Origin of the sequence: Acidovorax sp. LjRoot74 (assembly GCF_964254355.1) — a bacterium.
Classification (GTDB): domain Bacteria; phylum Pseudomonadota; class Gammaproteobacteria; order Burkholderiales; family Burkholderiaceae_C; genus Acidovorax.
The window spans coordinates 2,179,080-2,196,438 of sequence record NZ_CAXUTI020000001.1 but is presented as its reverse complement, the minus strand read 5'-3'; the positions used below and the strand labels follow the sequence as shown (position 1 = coordinate 2,196,438).

The 17,359-nt window shown below is 61.6% G+C and carries 15 protein-coding genes and 2 tRNA genes; 2 read left to right on the top strand and 15 right to left on the bottom strand.

All coding sequences use genetic code 11. The features are described 5' to 3' along the window. Positions 1 to 11: 11 nt before the first annotated feature. Positions 12 to 87: transfer RNA gene (locus tag ACSQ3O_RS10180), tRNA-Thr, on the top strand. 153 nt (positions 88 to 240) lie between these two features. Here ACSQ3O_RS10180 and ACSQ3O_RS10175 read toward each other — a convergent pair. The 15 genes from ACSQ3O_RS10175 to ACSQ3O_RS10105 form a co-directional block, all read right to left on the bottom strand. After that, a complete protein-coding gene (locus tag ACSQ3O_RS10175; protein ID WP_436138763.1) occupies positions 241 to 1,554 on the bottom strand; it encodes a nitrate- and nitrite sensing domain-containing protein in 1,314 nt (437 codons plus the stop codon). 57 nt (positions 1,555 to 1,611) lie between these two features. Then, on the bottom strand, positions 1,612 to 1,968 hold the full coding sequence (gene nirD / locus ACSQ3O_RS10170) for a nitrite reductase small subunit NirD (RefSeq protein WP_298451001.1): 357 nt from the start codon (positions 1,966 to 1,968) through the stop codon (positions 1,612 to 1,614). 17 nt (positions 1,969 to 1,985) lie between these two features. Beyond that, positions 1,986 to 4,529 carry a nitrite reductase large subunit NirB gene (nirB, locus tag ACSQ3O_RS10165; RefSeq protein WP_436138762.1) on the bottom strand — a complete coding sequence of 848 codons (2,544 nt, stop codon included), beginning with the start codon at positions 4,527 to 4,529 and terminating at the stop codon, positions 1,986 to 1,988. A 934-nt stretch (positions 4,530 to 5,463) separates the two neighbouring features. Beyond that, on the bottom strand, positions 5,464 to 5,772 hold the full coding sequence (locus ACSQ3O_RS10160; RefSeq protein WP_137746441.1) for a single-stranded DNA-binding protein: 309 nt from the start codon (positions 5,770 to 5,772) through the stop codon (positions 5,464 to 5,466). Between the two features lie 200 nt (positions 5,773 to 5,972). After that, positions 5,973 to 6,049 (bottom strand) — tRNA-Pro (locus ACSQ3O_RS10155). Positions 6,050 to 6,079: 30 nt separating this feature from the next. Continuing rightward, a complete protein-coding gene (locus ACSQ3O_RS10150) occupies positions 6,080 to 6,511 on the bottom strand; it encodes a MerR family transcriptional regulator (protein WP_436138761.1) in 432 nt (143 codons plus the stop codon). A gap of 97 nt (positions 6,512 to 6,608) precedes the next feature. Beyond that, entirely contained in the window at positions 6,609 to 6,935 is a 327-nt protein-coding gene (locus ACSQ3O_RS10145) for an integration host factor subunit alpha (RefSeq protein ID WP_436138760.1), read from the bottom strand. Positions 6,936 to 6,973: 38 nt separating this feature from the next. After that, the gene (pheT, locus tag ACSQ3O_RS10140) at positions 6,974 to 9,421 is read right to left on the bottom strand and encodes a phenylalanine--tRNA ligase subunit beta (RefSeq protein ID WP_436138759.1); all 2,448 of its coding nucleotides are present in this window, start codon (positions 9,419 to 9,421) and stop codon (positions 6,974 to 6,976) included. A gap of 89 nt (positions 9,422 to 9,510) precedes the next feature. Further along, complete coding sequence (locus ACSQ3O_RS10135) at positions 9,511 to 10,563, bottom strand: phenylalanine--tRNA ligase subunit alpha (RefSeq protein WP_436138758.1); 1,053 nt, start codon at positions 10,561 to 10,563, stop codon at positions 9,511 to 9,513. Between the two features lie 101 nt (positions 10,564 to 10,664). After that, a complete protein-coding gene (gene rplT, locus ACSQ3O_RS10130) occupies positions 10,665 to 11,024 on the bottom strand; it encodes a 50S ribosomal protein L20 (protein WP_055402682.1) in 360 nt (119 codons plus the stop codon). Between the two features lie 26 nt (positions 11,025 to 11,050). Beyond that, positions 11,051 to 11,254 carry a 50S ribosomal protein L35 gene (gene rpmI / locus ACSQ3O_RS10125; protein ID WP_008904041.1) on the bottom strand — a complete coding sequence of 68 codons (204 nt, stop codon included), beginning with the start codon at positions 11,252 to 11,254 and terminating at the stop codon, positions 11,051 to 11,053. A 181-nt stretch (positions 11,255 to 11,435) separates the two neighbouring features. Beyond that, the gene (gene infC / locus ACSQ3O_RS10120) at positions 11,436 to 12,041 is read right to left on the bottom strand and encodes a translation initiation factor IF-3 (RefSeq protein ID WP_436141104.1); all 606 of its coding nucleotides are present in this window, start codon (positions 12,039 to 12,041) and stop codon (positions 11,436 to 11,438) included. An 81-nt stretch (positions 12,042 to 12,122) separates the two neighbouring features. Next, complete coding sequence (thrS, locus tag ACSQ3O_RS10115; RefSeq protein WP_436138757.1) at positions 12,123 to 14,042, bottom strand: threonine--tRNA ligase; 1,920 nt, start codon at positions 14,040 to 14,042, stop codon at positions 12,123 to 12,125. A gap of 318 nt (positions 14,043 to 14,360) precedes the next feature. Next, positions 14,361 to 15,692, bottom strand: coding sequence for an isocitrate lyase (gene aceA / locus ACSQ3O_RS10110; RefSeq protein ID WP_055402695.1), 1,332 nt, complete (start codon positions 15,690 to 15,692; stop codon positions 14,361 to 14,363). Positions 15,693 to 15,944: 252 nt separating this feature from the next. Next, positions 15,945 to 16,364 carry a gamma-glutamylcyclotransferase family protein gene (locus ACSQ3O_RS10105; protein WP_436138756.1) on the bottom strand — a complete coding sequence of 140 codons (420 nt, stop codon included), beginning with the start codon at positions 16,362 to 16,364 and terminating at the stop codon, positions 15,945 to 15,947. A gap of 83 nt (positions 16,365 to 16,447) precedes the next feature. On the opposite strand from ACSQ3O_RS10105, the gene ACSQ3O_RS10100 reads away from it, so the two are divergent. Continuing rightward, complete coding sequence (locus ACSQ3O_RS10100) at positions 16,448 to 17,356, top strand: DMT family transporter (RefSeq protein WP_436141103.1); 909 nt, start codon at positions 16,448 to 16,450, stop codon at positions 17,354 to 17,356. Positions 17,357 to 17,359: the final 3 nt, after the last annotated feature.

Sequence of the window (17,359 nt, the reverse complement as noted above, 5' to 3'; positions counted from 1 at the left end):
ATTAGGCTTACGCCGGTGTAGCTCAGTCGGTAGAGCAGCTCATTCGTAATGAGAAGGTCGGGTGTTCGATTCATCTCTCCGGCACCAAATGAAAAGCCCTGATTCGCAAGATTCAGGGCTTTTTTCATGGTTCTCGCAAAGGCCTTCTTTGCTGCGAACTCTGGGCATCGGCGCCATGGCGCTTGGCAGAGTGCAGACCTGTCTGGTGGGTCAAGCCTTTGAGAAAAACCACCGAGCCCTTCAGGGCCCGGGCTTGGAGTTTTGAGTCGCCTTCTGTGCAAATGCAAAATCCGGCAGCGACAGCGTGGCTTCGGCCACTTCCAGCAGACGACGGTTCTGGTCCATGGAGGTTTTCTGCAGTGCCCGGAAGGCCACCTCCTCGTTCATGCCCAGCCGCGCCATCAGCACACCCTTGGCCCGCTCGATCACCTTGCGCTCGTTGAGCGTGCGGCGGGCGACTTCCAGCTCGGCTTCCATGCTGGCCATGCGCGCAGACTGGGTCTGCAGCAGGTCCACCAGCGAGGCTGCTTCACCCGTGCGCCCTCCCCCTACCGGCTCAGGCAAGGCCGATGGCACCTGGGCCATGTCGAAGAAGCGGTCTACCGCATGGGTGCGTTGTGGCGGGTTGTCACGTAGGCCGCGCAGCAGGCCCTTGGAGTCCTGCAAGTCTTGCTGGGCCTCCAGGATGCGCGCCTCGCAGTCTTCACGCAGGCGCTTGACCAGATCCACCTGCAGGTGCCACAGCGCATTGATGCGTTCGGAGCACACATCGAACCAGGTGTCGCTGAGGTCGCTGTCGAGGGAGGCGCCCGGCCGGGCCACACACAATGCACGGCGCAGGCGCTCCAACTGGGCCATGCCAGGCACCAGCTGCTGCTGCTCCCAGCGCGCGCGCAGCGCAGGCTCTGCAAATTCAGAAAACACGCGCAGGCTGCGCTCCTGGGCATCGATGAGGTGAATCACCCGCTGCTGGTGCGCCTCGTTGCTGCTGCCGGAGGCATACAACAAGGCTCCCAGGGCCCGCTCCTGACCGGCTTCTTCCTCGGCCTGCACCAAGTGCAGCAAAGCCACCAGCATGCGCGACACGCTGGGCAGGCCTGCCGCGTCAGCAACGTGGAAAACCAGCTCTATCAGCCCCGCGATGAGGTGGCTGTAGGCCGCCACGGAGTCGTGCGCCGACATGGCCTGGCGCTCGATCTGGATGCGCAGCGCGGGCAGCGACTCCAGGCCCAGCAAAGCCCACGCCATCAGCGAAAGCGCCTTGGCAGTGGCGCCCTGCCCCGGTTCAATGTGCTGCGCAAACACGTCGCGCAGCCGCACCTCCAGGGGCACGACCTCCTCGATGACGCGCAAACGCACATCCGCAAACCGCTGCGCCTTGGACGCCAGGTACGCGCCCGAAACACCCCGCTCCCGCTGCAGGCCCTGGATCAGTTGCCCGATCACATCCACCAGCTCGGCACGGCTCGCCAGATGGCGCACGGCATCGATCTCCAGCTGTTTGGAGCGGAGCACAAGGTTCGATACCGACAAAGGCGCGGCCGGGTCTGGCATGCAGGATTCCTGTTTGTTGGGACGCAGCAGAAGTGCCGCGTCGTGACTGCAATTGTGTCAGGCCACGGCCACGCTGATACGGCCGCCCACAGCGCGCACGCTGTGTGCGCTCACCGATTGCCCCGGCAACTCCAGGCATTCGCCGGTCTGCAGATCAAAGTGGTTTTTGTACAGCGGTGAAGCCACCACCACACGATCGCCAATGCTGCCCACCAAGCCCCGAGCCAGCACGCTGGCACCGGACTTGGGGTCCACGTTGTCGATGGCAAAAAACTGATCGGCGCCGACACGAAACACCGCCACATGGCGGTTGGCCACCAGGGCGCATACGCCGGTGCTGGGCAGGATGTCATCGACCGCGCAAATGTCGGTCCATGCGAGGGCGTCGGTACTGGTCATGGGGAGTGCGCTCATGGTGTTCTCTTCTTTCTTCAAGCGGCCTGACGGATGGGGATCACTTTTGCAACGGCCTGGCCGCGTTCTTCGGCGCGCGCGGGGCGGATCTGACCGCGCTCCTCGACGAAGAGCACGTTCTCGTCGGCCTTGTCGCTGTTCACGAACGAGCGGAAGCGCTTGCGTGTTTCGGGGTCGGTCACCGCCGTCTTCCACTCGCACTGGTAGGTGTTCACCACGTTCTGCATCTGCGACTCCAGCTCTGCACACAGGCCCAGGCTGTCCTTCTGCAAAACGTCTTTCAGGTAGTCCAGGCCGCCTTCGAGGTTTTCGCGCCAGGTGCTGGTGCGCTGCAGCCGGTCGGCCGTACGCACGTAGAACATCAGCACCCGGTCAATCATGCGCACCAGGTCTTCCTTGGACAGATCGGACGCGAACAGCTCGGCATGGCGCGGCTTCATGCCGCCATTGCCGCAGATGTACAGGTTCCAGCCCTTCTCGGTCGCGATGACACCGATGTCCTTGCCCTGCGCTTCGGCGCATTCGCGCGTGCAGCCCGAGACGCCGAACTTGATCTTGTGCGGGGCGCGCAGGCCCTTGTAGCGGTTCTCCAGCTCCACGGCCAAGCCTACGCTGTCCTGCACTCCGTAACGGCACCAGGTAGAGCCCACGCAGCTCTTCACGGTGCGCAGGGACTTGCCGTAGGCATGGCCCGACTCGAAACCGGCGGCGATCAGCTCCTCCCAGATCAACGGCAACTGCTCGACCCGCGCGCCAAACATGTCCACGCGCGCGCCGCCCGTGACCTTGGTGTACAGGCCGTACTTCTTGGCCACCTGGCCCACGGCGATCAGGCCGTCGGGTGTGACCTCGCCACCGGGCATGCGCGGCACCACCGAGTAAGAGCCATCCTTCTGGATGTTGCCCAGGTAGTAGTCGTTGCTGTCCTGCAGGCTGGCCAGCTCCTTCTTGAGCACGAATTCGTTCCAGCACGAGGCGAACACGCTGGCCGCCACGGGCTTGCAGATGTCGCAGCCCATGCCCTTGCCGTGCTTGGCCAGCAGGTCCTCGAAGCTCTTGATCTGGCCCACGCGCACCAGGTGGTAGATCTCCTGGCGCGAGTACGCGAAGTGCTCGCAGAGGTGGTTGTTCACGGCCATGCCGCGGCGCGCCATCTCGGCCTTCATGACCTGGGTGACCAGGGGCACGCAGCCGCCGCAGGTGGCGCCAGCCTTGGTGCAGACTTTCATCTCGGCGATGGTGCAGGCGCCGTTGCCCACGGCCTCGCAGATGCCGCTCTTGGTGACGTTGTTGCACGAGCAGATCTGCGCGGTGTCGGGCAGTGCGTCCACGCCCAGGCCGGGCTTGGCCTTGCCGTCGCTGGACGGGAAGATCAGGAACTCGGGGTCCTCGGGCAGGGTGATGCCGTTGAGCGCCATCTGCAGCAGCGTGCCGTATTCGGTGGCGTCGCCGATCAGCACGGCGCCCAGCAGCTGCTTGCCGTCCTCACTGATGACGATCTTTTTGTAGACCTGGCGGCGCTCGTCCACGTACTGGCAGCTGCGGCTGTGCGGCGTCTTGCCATGGGCGTCGCCGATGCTGGCGACGTCCACGCCCATGAGCTTGAGCTTGGTGCTCATGTCGGCGCCGACGAAGGCCGCCTCGGCATCGCCCGCGATGTGGCGGGCCGCGACGCGGGCCATGTCGTAGCCCGGCGCCACAAGACCGAAGGTCTGCTCGTTCCACGAGGCACATTCGCCAATGGCATACACATTGTGGTCGCTGGTGCGGCAAGCGCTGTCGATGGCGACACCACCGCGCGGGCCGATGGCCAGTACACACTGGCGAGCCAGTTCATCGCGTGGGCGGATGCCAGCAGAGAACACGATCATGTCGGTCTCCAGGTACGAATCGTCCGCAAACTTCATGCGGTGGCGCGCACGCGCACCGTCCGTGATCTCCTGGGTGTTGCGGCCAGTGTGCACCTGCACGCCCAGCTCCTCGATCTTGGCCTTGAGCACACGCCCACCGCCTTCATCGACCTGGACGGCCATCAGGCGGGGGGCAAACTCGACCACATGGGTCTCCAGGCCCATGTCACGCAGCGCCTTGGCACATTCCAGGCCCAGCAGGCCGCCGCCCACCACCACACCGGTCTTGGACTTGGCGCCTGAGGCTTGCATGGCCTCCAGGTCCTCGATGGTGCGGTAGACGAAACAATGGTCGCGCTCACGCCCTGGCACCTGCGGCACAAACGGATTGGATCCAGTGGCCAACACCAGCTTGTCGTAGTGAAAGACGTCGCCGCTGACGGTGGTCACAGTGTGTGTGCGCCGGTCGATGGACGCGGCACGCGTCCCCAGTCGCAGCGAAAAGCCTGTGCGCTCAAAGAAACCCGCTTCGACCAGCGAGAGGTCCTCCGCCGTCTTGCCGCTGAAGAATTCGGACAAATGGACCCGGTCGTATGCAGCCCTGGGCTCTTCGCACAGCACCGTCACTTCGACATTGGACAGCCCCGTTTCAGCCAGGCTTTCCAGGAACTTGTGGCCCACCATACCGTGGCCAATAAGAACAATCTTCATGCTTTTCATCCTGCAAGGGCCCGGTGCGTCGCCAAGGGGGAGATACAGGCAGGATGCGCACCTCGGGCCCCGTCCAGGGCACCGAAGCAACACACCCTCCGCAGACAGCACGGGGCGTGGGTTGGAACAGCCAAACGTGGGCCACTGCGCCCAGCACTCGCTTGGGTTCCGCCATCTTTAGCGGAGGGTTTCATGGGATCCCGGGCAGCATTACCGGAGGATCACCAAGAGATCAGCAATATCCATGCCGATCTTTTTCATCCCAGGACAGGAAACGCAAACGCTCATTCCGAGCGGCAAAGGGCACAGCCCGGGCTGCTTGTTCGCCACCAAGGTGAAGGCGCATCAATGCGGTGCGCGAGGCATCCCCAACATGGGGAATCCCCAATGTCTGGCAAGGTGTTGATCTCCTCGCCAGCTCCTCACAGCGGGTCGCTTTTTTGGTTTGCAAACAGCATCAACTCGGGCAGACTGCGAAGCACACGCTTTGTGCAGGCCCAGGCGAGTGCAGGCGCCAAACCCCATTTTTGTAACGCCAACAGCAGATCACGACCATGAGCGTAGAACGCAGAGTCGCCACCGACCGGCGCAGCGGGAAGGACCGACGACTGACAGAAGCAGGCCCGCCAACCAACTTTGAGCGGCGGCGCAATGTAGAAGCACGACAACCCGAACTGACCGAGCTACACCTGAGTGAGGACGAACTCAAAGCCCTGGGATTTGCGCCTGGGAAACCCGCACCCCAAAAATAGAAGCGTCAATATCGCGGCAGCCTGGAACGGAACGGCCCACCGCGAGGCCCGCAACGGAGGCCTCACACTCTAAAAAACCAGCAGGTCACCCACCGCTCAGCACAAAGCGGGCGGCCACCATGTCAGCACGACGCAGCGCAGAGCCATGGTCGCCCGAAGCGGCGCTAAGCCCCTGCCTCAGATCACACCGACTCCACCCCTGGCAGCACGACCACCCGGTGCGCCACCATGTCCAGCGCGGGTCGGGTGTTGCCTTGTTTGTCGGTCCACACACGTGGAGTCAGGCTGCCAGAAAGCGCCACCGAGTCACCATCCTGCAGGGAGAGCAGCGAGGCGCAGACCCCTGCATCAAACGCAATCACGTTGACGAACAAAACCTCCCCATCGGCGGTGCTGGCCCGCACCTTGGCCAGAGCGAAGGTTTTGCCCGCCTTGTCCATACGCTGTTCGATTTCGCCGTAAAGCCGTCCGGCCACCAATCCGTCGATCATGAAGATCCTTGACCCAATGTGGGCGTTGTTTTGTTCCGTCTTGGCGCACTCAACACAAGGCAATGTGCTGCTTCGAACCCATGTCGAGAGCGGCTCCACCGTTTCAGCGCAAGAGAGGTGTGCGCAACCTCTCAGCCTGCCCAAAGCGGCGTAAAAGCAAAAAAGCCCAGAACCTTTCGGTTCTGGGCTTTTGCTAACAATGGTCGGCGTGGCGGGATTCGAACTCGCGACCCCTTGCACCCCATGCAAGTGCGCTACCAGGCTGCGCTACACGCCGACAAGACTTAGATTATATACACAAAAAACCTCAGCCCAGAGAAAGTAGCGCACGAATCTCAAATAACTCTTTGCGCACTGCATTGGAGTCCAATGCGAAGCCCACGGAAGGAATCGAAAGATCCTGAGTGCTGTCGAGCAGCATGCTCGGCAACTCGCTGTCGAACGACTCCACCGCAGCCCCTGCAGGCTCTTCACGTGTGGGATGGGCCAACTCCTGAAGTCGATTGCGGGCCCCGCTGATGGTGAAGCCCTGGTCGTACAGCAGGTCGCGGATGCGGCGAATCATGAGCACCTCATGGTGCTGGTAGTAGCGCCGATTTCCGCGCCGCTTCATGGGCCGCAGCTGCGTGAATTCCTGCTCCCAGTAGCGCAGCACATGGGGCTTGACGCCGCACAACTCCGCAACCTCACCAATCGTGAAGTATCGCTTGGCAGGAATGGAGGGAAGGGTGGTGCCCATGGGATGCGGATTCAAACCGGAAAGCCGACAAGCGTACTGCAGACGCGCCAATACTGCCAGCCACCGATTTCATCTTGCACACAAATTCGGTACAAATTCACACCACAGCCGCTGTCTGGATCTGCTCCTTGAGCTTGCTGCTGGCATGAAAAGTCACCACCCGGCGCGCCCTGATGGGAATGGCCTCCCCAGTACGCGGATTGCGCCCTGGACGCGGCGCCTTGGTGCGAATCTGGAAGTTGCCAAAACCCGAGAGTTTGACGTCCTTGCCCTCAACCAGGCTTTGCGCGATCAGATCGAAGAATGCGTCGATCATGTCCTTGGACTCGCGCTTGTTCAGGCCGATCTGGTCGAACAGCAGATCGGCCAGCTGTGCCTTGGTCAGTGCCGGTGTCTCCAGGCTTTCGACGGCAAATTCGATCATGGCATCCCTCCCCGGTTGGGCGTTATCTTTGTCGGTCATCAAACACGCAGCCTTGCACCCGTGCGCTGGACCAGCTGAGCCACCACGGCCTGCACCGCAGCATCGATCTCAGCCTCCGTCAGCGTGGCGTCGTCGCTGCCCAGCGTCAAGCGCACGGCAAGGCTCTTCTCACCTTGCGCCAGTCCACCTGCAGAGGCCTCTTCGCCTGCACGCAGCACCTTGGGGCGATACACATCAAACAGCACGGCCGAGCGAAGCGTGGCACCGGGCACCGCCTGCTGCACCGCCGCCATGATGTCAGCGTGCGTCACACGCTCCGCGACCACCACAGCCAGATCGCGCTCCACCGCCTGGTGCTTGGCCACAGATTTGAACTGCGGCACCACACGCTGCAATACGGCATCCAGCTCCAGCTCGAACATCACAGGGGCCTGGGGCAAATCCCAGGACTGGCGCCACTGAGGATGCAACTCGCCCACAAAACCGATCGCACGGCCTTGCACCAGCACGCGTGCGCAGCGGCCCGGGTGCATGGCGGGATGGGTGCCAGGCTCAAAGGTTGCCTGCAAAGGAGCCAGCAGTGCTTCCACATCCCCCTTCACGTCGAAGAAGTCAATGGACTGCTCTTTGCGGCCCCATTGCAGCATGTCGCCCGGGCCATAAGCCATCCCCGCCACGCGCATGGGCTGGTGGAAGCCTTCCACCGTCGTGTCGGTGTCGCGCACGGTCCCATCGCGCAGAAACACACGGCCCAGCTCAAACACGCGTACACGCTGGGCCTTGCGGTCCAGGTTGAACTTCAAAACCTGCAGCAGCGAACCCAGCAGGGTCGAGCGCATCACACTCATCTGGCTGGCAATCGGGTTGAGCAGCTTGATGGGCTGCGCATTGGCCGCCAGCTCGTGCTCCCAGCGCTCTTCCACAAAGCTGAAATTGATAGTTTCCTGGTAACCCAGCCCCGCCAGCAAGCGGCGCACAGCAAAGGGGCTGCGCGTGGCTTCGCGCGCCAGCTTGGGCGTGATGGGTGCCAGCGGAGGGGTTGTGGGCAGGTTGTTGTAGCCCACCATGCGCGCAACCTCTTCGATCAGGTCTTCCTCGAGGGTGATGTCGAAGCGGTACGAGGGCGGCACGACGGTGAGCAAGCCATCACCCTCCGTCACCGGCAGGCCCAGGCCGCGCAACGCATCAGCGCATTGCGCCTGCATGAGAGGCATGCCGATGACCTTGGCCGCGCGCGCCACGCGCAGCGTGACGGCTTGCGGCACCGGCAGGTTCACCGACTGGTCGTCCATCGGGCCGCAGGCGGTGTCCGGCGTGCCGCAGATATCGACGACCAGCTGGGTGATGCGTTCGATGTGCTCGACCGTCAGGCTCGGGTCCACACCACGCTCAAAGCGGTGGCCTGCATCGGTCGAGAAGTTGAAACGGCGAGAACGACCTGCCACCGCCTTAGGCCACCAGAAGGCCGCCTCAATGTAGATATGCTTCGTGTCGTCGGATACCGCGGTGGCATCGCCGCCCATGATGCCGGCCAGCGATTCCACCTGGTTGTCATCTGCGATCACACCCACTTTGTCATCCACCGTGATGGTGCTGCCATTGAGCAGCTTGAGCTGCTCGCCAGCCTTGCCCCAACGCACATCCAGGCCACCGTGGATCTTGTCCAGGTCAAAAATATGCGAAGGACGGCCCAGCTCGAACATCACGTAGTTGGAGATATCCACCAGGGGCGAAACGCCGCGCTGGCCGCAGCGTGCCAAGCGGTCCAGCATCCACTGGGGCGTGGCAGCGCGCGTATTCACGTTGCGCACGATGCGGCCGGAGAAGCGGCCACACAGGTCTGGTGCACTCACCTTTACAGCCAGCTTGTCGGACAGCTTGGCAGCCACCGCAGGGAACGACGGTTGCTGCAGCGGCGCGCCGGTCAAGGCCGACACTTCACGCGCAATACCGTAGACGCTCAGGCAATGCGCCAGATTGGGCGTGAGCTTGAGGGTGAACAGTGTGTCGTCCAGGTTCAGGTGCTTGCGGATGTCCTGGCCCACGGGCGCAGAGGTGTCTAGCTCCAGCAGACCACCGTGGTCTTCCGACAGCTTGAGCTCGCGGGCCGAGCACAGCATGCCCTGGCTTTCCACACCGCGCAGCTTGCCAACCTTGATGAGGAAGGGCTTGCCATCGTCACCAGGTGGTAGTTCAGCCCCCACCATGGCACAGGGCACCTTGATGCCCACGCGCGCATTGGGTGCACCACAGACGATGTTGAGCAAGGCGCCCTGCCCCACGTCCACCTGGCACACGCGCAGGCGGTCGGCGTCGGGGTGCTGCACGGCCTCCTTGATCTCGCCCACGACGATCTTGGAGAACGGTGGCGCCACAGGGCGCAGCTCCTCCACCTCCAGGCCGGCCATGGTCAGCGTCTCGGCCAGCTCGGCGGTCGAAAGGGGTGGGTTGCAGAACTCACGCAACCAGGATTCAGGGAATTGCATAGTCGAACTCTTGTACGGAAGGTGCCCGCGCGGCCAGGGTCAGTGCGCGCGCCAGGGCGAAAATGGCTTGTGGGCCCGGGCCTTGTTGCTTACTGGAACTGCGACAAGAAGCGGACGTCGCCGTCGAAGAACAAGCGCAGATCGTTCACACCATAGCGCAGCATGGTCAGGCGGTCGGGGCCCATGCCAAAGGCAAAGCCGATGTACTTCTCAGGGTCCAGCCCCATGTTGCGCACCACGTTGGGATGCACTTGGCCGGAGCCGGCCACCTCCAGCCAGCGGCCGGCGAGCGGGCCTGCCTGGAACTGGATATCGATTTCGGCGCTGGGCTCGGTGAAGGGGAAGAAACTCGGACGGAAACGCAGCACCAGATCGTCGCTTTCGAAGAAGGTGCGGCAGAAGGCGGTGAAGATCACCTTCAGGTCCTTGAAACTCACGTTCTCACCCACCCACAGGCCTTCGCACTGGTGGAACATGGGCGAATGCGTGGCATCGCTGTCCACGCGGTAGGTGCGGCCCGGGGCGATCACACGGATCTCGGGCATGGTCTGGCCCACGTCAAGCAGCGCACGGTGTTTTTTCACATGCTGCACCGCGTGGCGGATCTGCATGGGGCTGGTGTGGGTGCGCAGCAGGTTGGGCGCTTCGGGCGTGCCGCCTTCCACATAAAAAGTGTCGTGCATGGAACGCGCAGGATGGTCTTCCGGCGTGTTCAATGCTGTGAAGTTGAACCAGTCGGTTTCGATCTCGGGGCCTTCAGCCACATCAAAGCCCATGGAGCCGAAGATGCCCTGGATACGCTCCAGCGTGAGGGAAACGGGATGCAATCCACCCTGCCCGCGCTGGCGGCCTGGCAGGCTCACATCCAGCGCTTCGGCCTTGAGCTGCACTTGCAGTTCCGCATCGGCCAGGGCCTGACGGCGCGCCGTCAGTGCTGCCTCGATCGCCTGCTTGGCTACGTTGATGGCGGCACCGCGAGATTTTTTTTCCTCGACGGAAAGCTGTGCCATGCCCTTCATGAGTTCGGTCACGCGGCCCGACTTGCCCAGAAACTGCGCCTTGGCATTTTCCAGATCAGCGGGGGTAGCGCTTTGGGCAAACAACTGCGTCGCGCTTTCGATCAGGGAATCCAACTCGTTCATATCGACTCTTGAAAATGAACAAGGGCTAGCGCCTTTTCAAGCCCTAGCCCTTGCTGTTATTGCGCAAGCAGCTATCAGAACGATAGCCGCTCATCGTGAACTCAAGCAGCCAGCTTGGCCTTGACTTGCTCCACGATGCTACCGAAGGCAGCCTTGTCGTGCACTGCGAGGTCGGCCAGCATCTTGCGGTCGATCTCGATGGAAGCCTTCTTCAGGCCGTTGGCGAACTGGCTGTAGGTCAGGCCCAGTTCACGGGCAGCGGCGTTGATACGGGCGATCCACAGCTGGCGGAACACGCGCTTCTTGGTGCGGCGGTCACGGTAGGCATATTGCCCAGCCTTCATTACCGCCTGTTTGGCGATACGGTAGACATTACCGCGGCGACCACGGAAACCCTTAGCAAGGGCGAGAACTTTCTTGTGACGGGCACGGGCCGTTACACCACGTTTGACGCGAGGCATGTATGTACTCCTTGTTCGTCAGTAAATTAAACGCCCATGCCGGGCAGCATCTGTGAAATCGAGCCCATATTGGTCTCGTGCACAGCAACCGCACCACGCAGATGGCGCTTGTTCTTGGTGGTCTTCTTGGTCAAGATGTGACGCTTGAAGGCTTGACCGCGCTTGACGGTGCCACCGGGACGAACGCGGAAACGTTTTTTCGCGCTGCTCTTGGTCTTCATTTTGGGCATGTGAATGCTCCTTTTTCATTGTGCTCGTGAGGCGTTTGCAAACCGATCTGCAAACTTGTTGGCCCCGAGCCACTTTTTCGAAAGGCTTTAGCCTTTCGTTTGGCGGTGCTTTCACACCGCCTTCAAGCACCTTGCCCTTTCAGGCGCAATGCTCAAATCCTGGCATCTATGCCGATGCCGCTCAGGCAGATGCTCCTGGTGCCGGAGCGCCTTCTGCAGCCGGCTTGGCAGCCGGCTTCTTGCGGCCCGGCGCAATCATCATGATCATCTGACGGCCTTCCAGCTTGGGAAACTGCTCGATGATGATGGTGTCTGCCAGCTCATCGCGAATGCGGTTGAGCAGTGCAAGGCCCAGCTCCTGGTGCGTGATCTCGCGGCCACGAAAACGCAGCGTGATCTTGCACTTGTCGCCATCCGCCAGAAAGCGGCGGATATTGCGCATCTTGATGTTGTAGTCGCCATCGTCCGTCCCGGGACGGAACTTGACTTCCTTGATCTCAATGACCGTCTGCTTGGCTTTGGCTTCCGCCGCACGCTTTTGCTCTTGGTACTTGAACTTGCCGTAGTCCATGAGGCGGCACACCGGTGGATTTGCAGTGGCAGCAATTTCCACCAGATCCACATCCAGCTCGCCAGCCATGCGCAGGGCTTCCATCAGGCTGACAACACCCAAAGGCTCGTTATCAGGCCCGGAAAGACGCACTTCCGGGGCCATGATTTCACGGTTCAGACGGTGCTTGCGCTCTTCACGGTGGCGACGATCACGAAATTCAGTAGCGATGGCTATCTTCCTTGAATCAAAACACTACAATTTTTGTAGCAACAACCGCACAACTGGCAGGCGCCAAAGCACTTTTTCATGCAAGAATCAGGCTTTGGTGGCGATGTCTTGGGCGATCAGCTCGGCGAACGCTTCAACAGACATCACGCCGAGGTCACGATTGCCCCGGCCGCGCACTGCGACGGCTCCTGCGGCCTTCTCCTTGTCGCCCGCGACAAGGATGTACGGCAGCTTTTGCAACGAATGCTCACGTATTTTATACGTAATCTTCTCGTTGCGCAGATCGGTCTCCACTCTAAGGTCTTGATTCGGCAGTGCTTTTTGCAGCTTTGCTGCAATTTCGCGACAGTAATCGGCCTGTGCATCGGTGATGTTGAGCACCGCCACCTGCACGGGAGCAAGCCAGACAGGGAACGCGCCAGCGTAGTGCTCGATCAGCATGCCAATGAAACGCTCCATGCTGCCCACCGTCGCGCGGTGCAGCATCAGCGGGCGCTTGCGACTGCCGTCTTCGGCCACGTACTCGGCATCCAGGCGCTCGGGCAGATTGGGGTCGATCTGCATCGTGCCGCACTGCCACTGGCGACCCAGCGCGTCTTTCAGCGTGTACTCGATCTTGGGGCCATAGAACGCACCCTCACCTTCAGCGATCTCAAACTCGCAGCCCGAATAGCGCAAGCCATCCATCAGCGCCTTCTCTGCGCGGTCCCAGGCCTCTTCAGTGCCGATGCGCGCCTCCGGGCGCGTAGCCACCTTGTAGATGATGTCGGTGAAGCCGAAGTCCTTGTAGACCTTCTGCACCAGAGCCGTGTAATTTGCGCACTCCTCTTGCACCTGCTCTTCGGTGCAGAAGATGTGGCCATCGTCCTGCGTGAAACCGCGCACGCGCATGATGCCGTGCAGGCCACCCGTGGGCTCATTGCGGTGGCAGGCACCGAACTCGCCGTACCGCAGCGGCAGGTCGCGGTAGCTCTTGATGCCCTGCTTGTAGATCAGGATGTGGCCGGGGCAGTTCATCGGCTTGAGCGCGTAGTCGCGCTTTTCCGATTCGGTCGTGAACATGTTGTCGCGGTACTTGTCCCAGTGGCCCGTTTTCTCCCACAGGCTCTTGTCCAGGATCTGCGGGCCCTTGACTTCCTGGTAGCCGTTGTTGCGGTACACACGGCGCATGTACTGCTCGACCTCCTGCCACAGTGCCCAGCCCTTGGGGTGCCAGAACACGGTGCCGGGCGAATGCTCGTCCATATGGAACAGGTCCAGCTCACGCCCCAACTTGCGGTGGTCGCGCTTTTCAGCCTCTTCCAGCATGGTGAGGTACTGCTGCAGTTCTTCCTTGGAAGTCCAGGCCGTGCCGTAGATGCGCTGCAGCATCTCATTGCGGTGGTCGCCACGCCAGTAGGCGCCCGCCACCTTCATGAGCTTGAAGAACTTCAGTTTGCCCGTGCTGGGCACGTGGGGGCCACGGCACAGATCTTCAAAATTGCCTTCGCGGTACAGGCTCACATCCTCATTGCTGGGGATGCTCGCAATGATCTCGGCCTTGTAGTGCTCGCCTAGGCCCTTGAAATAGGCCACGGCCTCGTCGCGCGGCAGAACACGGCGCACCACGGGCTCGTCCTTGGCGGCGAGTTCGGCCATGCGCTTTTCGATGGCCACCAGGTCTTCGGGCGTGAAGGGGCGCTTGTACGAGAAATCGTAGAAGAAGCCATTCTCGATCACCGGGCCGATGGTGACCTGCGCATCAGGAAACAGCTCCTTCACCGCATAGGCCAGCAAGTGGGCCGTGGAGTGGCGAATGACTTCGAGGCCATCAGCATCCTTGGCAGTGACGATGGACAGCGGGCTGTCGGCCGTGATCTGGTAGCTGGTATCCACCACTTTGCCGTCAATCTTGCCCGCCAGGGCTGCCTTGGCCAGGCCCGCGCCAATGGAAGCCGCCACTTCGGCCACCGTCACAGGGCCCGGGAATTCGCGTTGCGAGCCATCAGGAAGCGTGATGTGAATCATGGGAGTAACTCTTTCTTTTCAATCAGTGCAAGGGGTGCGGGCACGCGCCAGGCCCGTAAAACAAAAAAGCGCGGAACAGGTCCGCGCTTTTTGGAGGTGTGTGCAATCTCGTGCAGGCGCGAACAGCCAGCCTTAGAGGCCGGTCAACATCTCCGATGTAGTTCGCGGTGTCATAACCAGATTGCCTTTCTCGCTCTTGTGCAGTGAATTTGCTGGCATTTTAACCTTGCCGCCAACAAAAAAGCCCGAAGCGGGCGCTTCGGGCTTTCATTCGGTGCATTTTGCGCCACACCCCGGCGGCGCATCAGCCCCTCAAGATCAGTGGAACTGCTCTTCTTCGGTCGAACCCGTCAGGGCCTTCACGGAGGACGAGCCGCCCTGGATCACCGTGGTCACGTCGTCGAAGTAGCCTGCGCCCACTTCTTGCTGGTGCGACACGAAGGTGTAGCCCTTTTCACGTGCTGCGAATTCAGGTTCCTGCACCATTTCGGTGTAGTGCTTCATGCCTTCGCCCTGGGCGTATGCATGGGCGAACTGGAAGGTGTTGAACCAGTTGATGTGGATGCCGGCCAGCGTGATGAACTGGTACTTGTAGCCCAGAGCCGACAGATCTTCCTGGAACGAGGCGATCTGCTTGTCGTTGAGGTTCTTCTTCCAGTTGAACGATGGCGAGCAGTTGTAGGACAGCAGCTTGCCAGGGCAGGCAGCGTGCACGGCCTGAGCGAATTCACGGGCAAAGCCGATGTCTGGCACGCCGGTTTCGCACCACACCAGGTCGGCGTAAGGAGCGTATGCCACGCCACGGCTGATGGCTTGCTCCAGGCCGTTCTTCACGCGGTAGAAGCCTTCTTGCGTGCGCTCGCCAGTCAGGAAAGGCTTGTCGTTGGCGTCGTGGTCGGACGTGATCAGGTTGGCGGCTTCGGCATCGGTACGGGCCAGCACGATGGTGGACACGCCCATCACGTCAGCAGCGAAACGTGCGGAGATCAGCTTTTCGCAGGCTTCTTGCGTAGGCACCAGCACCTTGCCACCCATGTGGCCGCACTTCTTCACGGCAGCCAGCTGGTCTTCAAAGTGAACGCCAGCAGCGCCGCTTTGAATCATGTTCTTCATCAGTTCGAAGGCGTTCAGCACGCCGCCGAAACCAGCTTCTGCGTCGGCCACGATGGGCAGGAAGTAGTCGATGAATTCCTTGTCGCCGGGGTTGATGCCACGGCCCCACTGGATTTCGTCAGCGCGCTTGAAGGTGTTGTTGATGCGGCGGACCATGGTGGGCACCGAGTCGTACGCATACAGCGACTGGTCGGGGTACATGGTTTCGCTGGTGTTGCCGTCAGCGGCCACTTGCCAGCCCGACAGGTACACGGCTTCGAGGCCGGCCTTGGCTTGTTGCATGGCTTGGCCGGCAGAGATGGCGCCGAACGCGTTCACGTAGCCCTTCTTGGCGCCGCCGTTGATCTTGTCCCACAGCTTTTCAGCGCCGCGCTTGGCCAGCGTGTGCTCGATAGGCAGCGAGCCGCGCAGGCGCACCACGTCGGCTGCGGAGTAACCGCGCTTCACGCCCTTCCAGCGGGGGTTGGTCGCCCAGTCTTTTTCGAGGGCGGCAATTTGCTGTTCGCGGCTCAGTTGTTCGTTGAGGGATTGGGGCATGAGATCACTCCAGGGTTGGTTGAAAACGCCGGGCTGCTGTGTGCCGCCCTTGAAGACAACTTTAAGTCTTCTATAAGACTTGTGCAAGCTCTTATGTCTTATAGAAGAGATAAATTTTCTCCTTGCAAAACAACCACTTAACCACGCGATTTCTCAATACAGAAATTGATTTCTCATATCGAGAAAAATTGCGGCAATGCAACATCTATCGCATTCCGCATCAAGAAAAATAACTTTCACATTGCGATAAATTCAATTGCTTTGGCGACCCACCGCACGGAGCCAGTCGCCGTGCGGGATCTCCGGGGCCGCCACCACATGCTGTGGGTTGATCTCGTACACCAGGCACCGCAGCAATTGCTCCGCCACCTGCACGGCCACTTCCCGCCGGATGTACTCGTCGCCGGGGTCGCCCTGCACGCCCTCGATGCCGTCGAGCACCGCCTCCAGCGCTGGCGTGATGGCATAGACCTCGCCCACCACGCACCGGCCACCGCCCAGCAACATGCCGGGGTAGGCCCCCAGGTGGTACAGCACCCCGGCCACTTGTGCAGGCCCTACATAGCGGGGCGCGGGCTTGAGCCGCGTGATGTCATTGCTGCCGCCACGGCGCAGCGTGCCGTAGACAAAAACGCAGCGGAGCGGCCGGGCGGGCACGGATTCGTCGGGCATGATGCGCACTCTTTTTTTGAACAGCGCCCAGTCTAGTGAACACGCCCAACCGCCCCTTTGCCTACCTGTGCCTAGCACTTAGCATGTCGCTGGTGGGCAGTTATGTGGCGCTGTCCAAACCGCTCGCGGCAGTGCTGCCGGTGTTTTTGCTGGCATGGATGCGTTTTGGGATCGGCGGTGTGGCCATGCTGCACTGGCTCAAGAAGCCAGCGGATGAGCCCCCGCTGACACCGCAGACCCGGCGGCTGCTGTTCCTGGAGTCGTTTTTGGGCAACTTCCTGTTCACCATCTGCATGATTTACGGTGTGAGCCTGACCGATGCCGTGTCGGCGGGCGTGACCATGGCCGCCATCCCGGCCGCCGTGGCGCTGATGGGCTGGGCTTTTCTGCGCGAACGGGTGGCGCCACGCACCTGGCTGGCCGTGGTCTGCGCGGTGGCAGGGATTGCGCTGTTTGCACTATCAAAACCAGAGCACTCATCCCATATGGGACAGGCGGCAGGCCCCAAAAATTCCCAAAACACGGCGTGGCTGGGGCAGTTGCTGTTGATAGGCGCAGTGGTTTGCGAAGCGGCCTATACGGTGATCGGCAAAAAACTCACGGGCAGCCTGGGGCCCAAACGCATCACCTCGCTCATCAACCTGTGGGGCTTTGTGCTGACCACGCCGTTCGGGCTGTACCTGGCGCTCGATTTCAACTTTGCGGCCGTCGGCTGGGGCACCTGGGCACTGCTGCTGTTCTATGCCCTGGCGGCCTGCATGTGGACCGTGTGGCTCTGGATGACAGGGCTCAAGGCCGTGCCTGCGGCACAGGGCGGCGTGTTCTCGGTGCTGCTGCCGGTCAGTGCGGCCCTGGTGGGTGTGCTGGTGCTGGGAGAGTCGCTCACGGGCATGCAGTGGTTTGCCTTCGCGATTGCCCTGGCCAGCGTCATCATGGCCACCCTGCCCTCGCGCGCCGCACTGCGCGTGGGGCGGGGCGACCGCAGCGGCTGACGC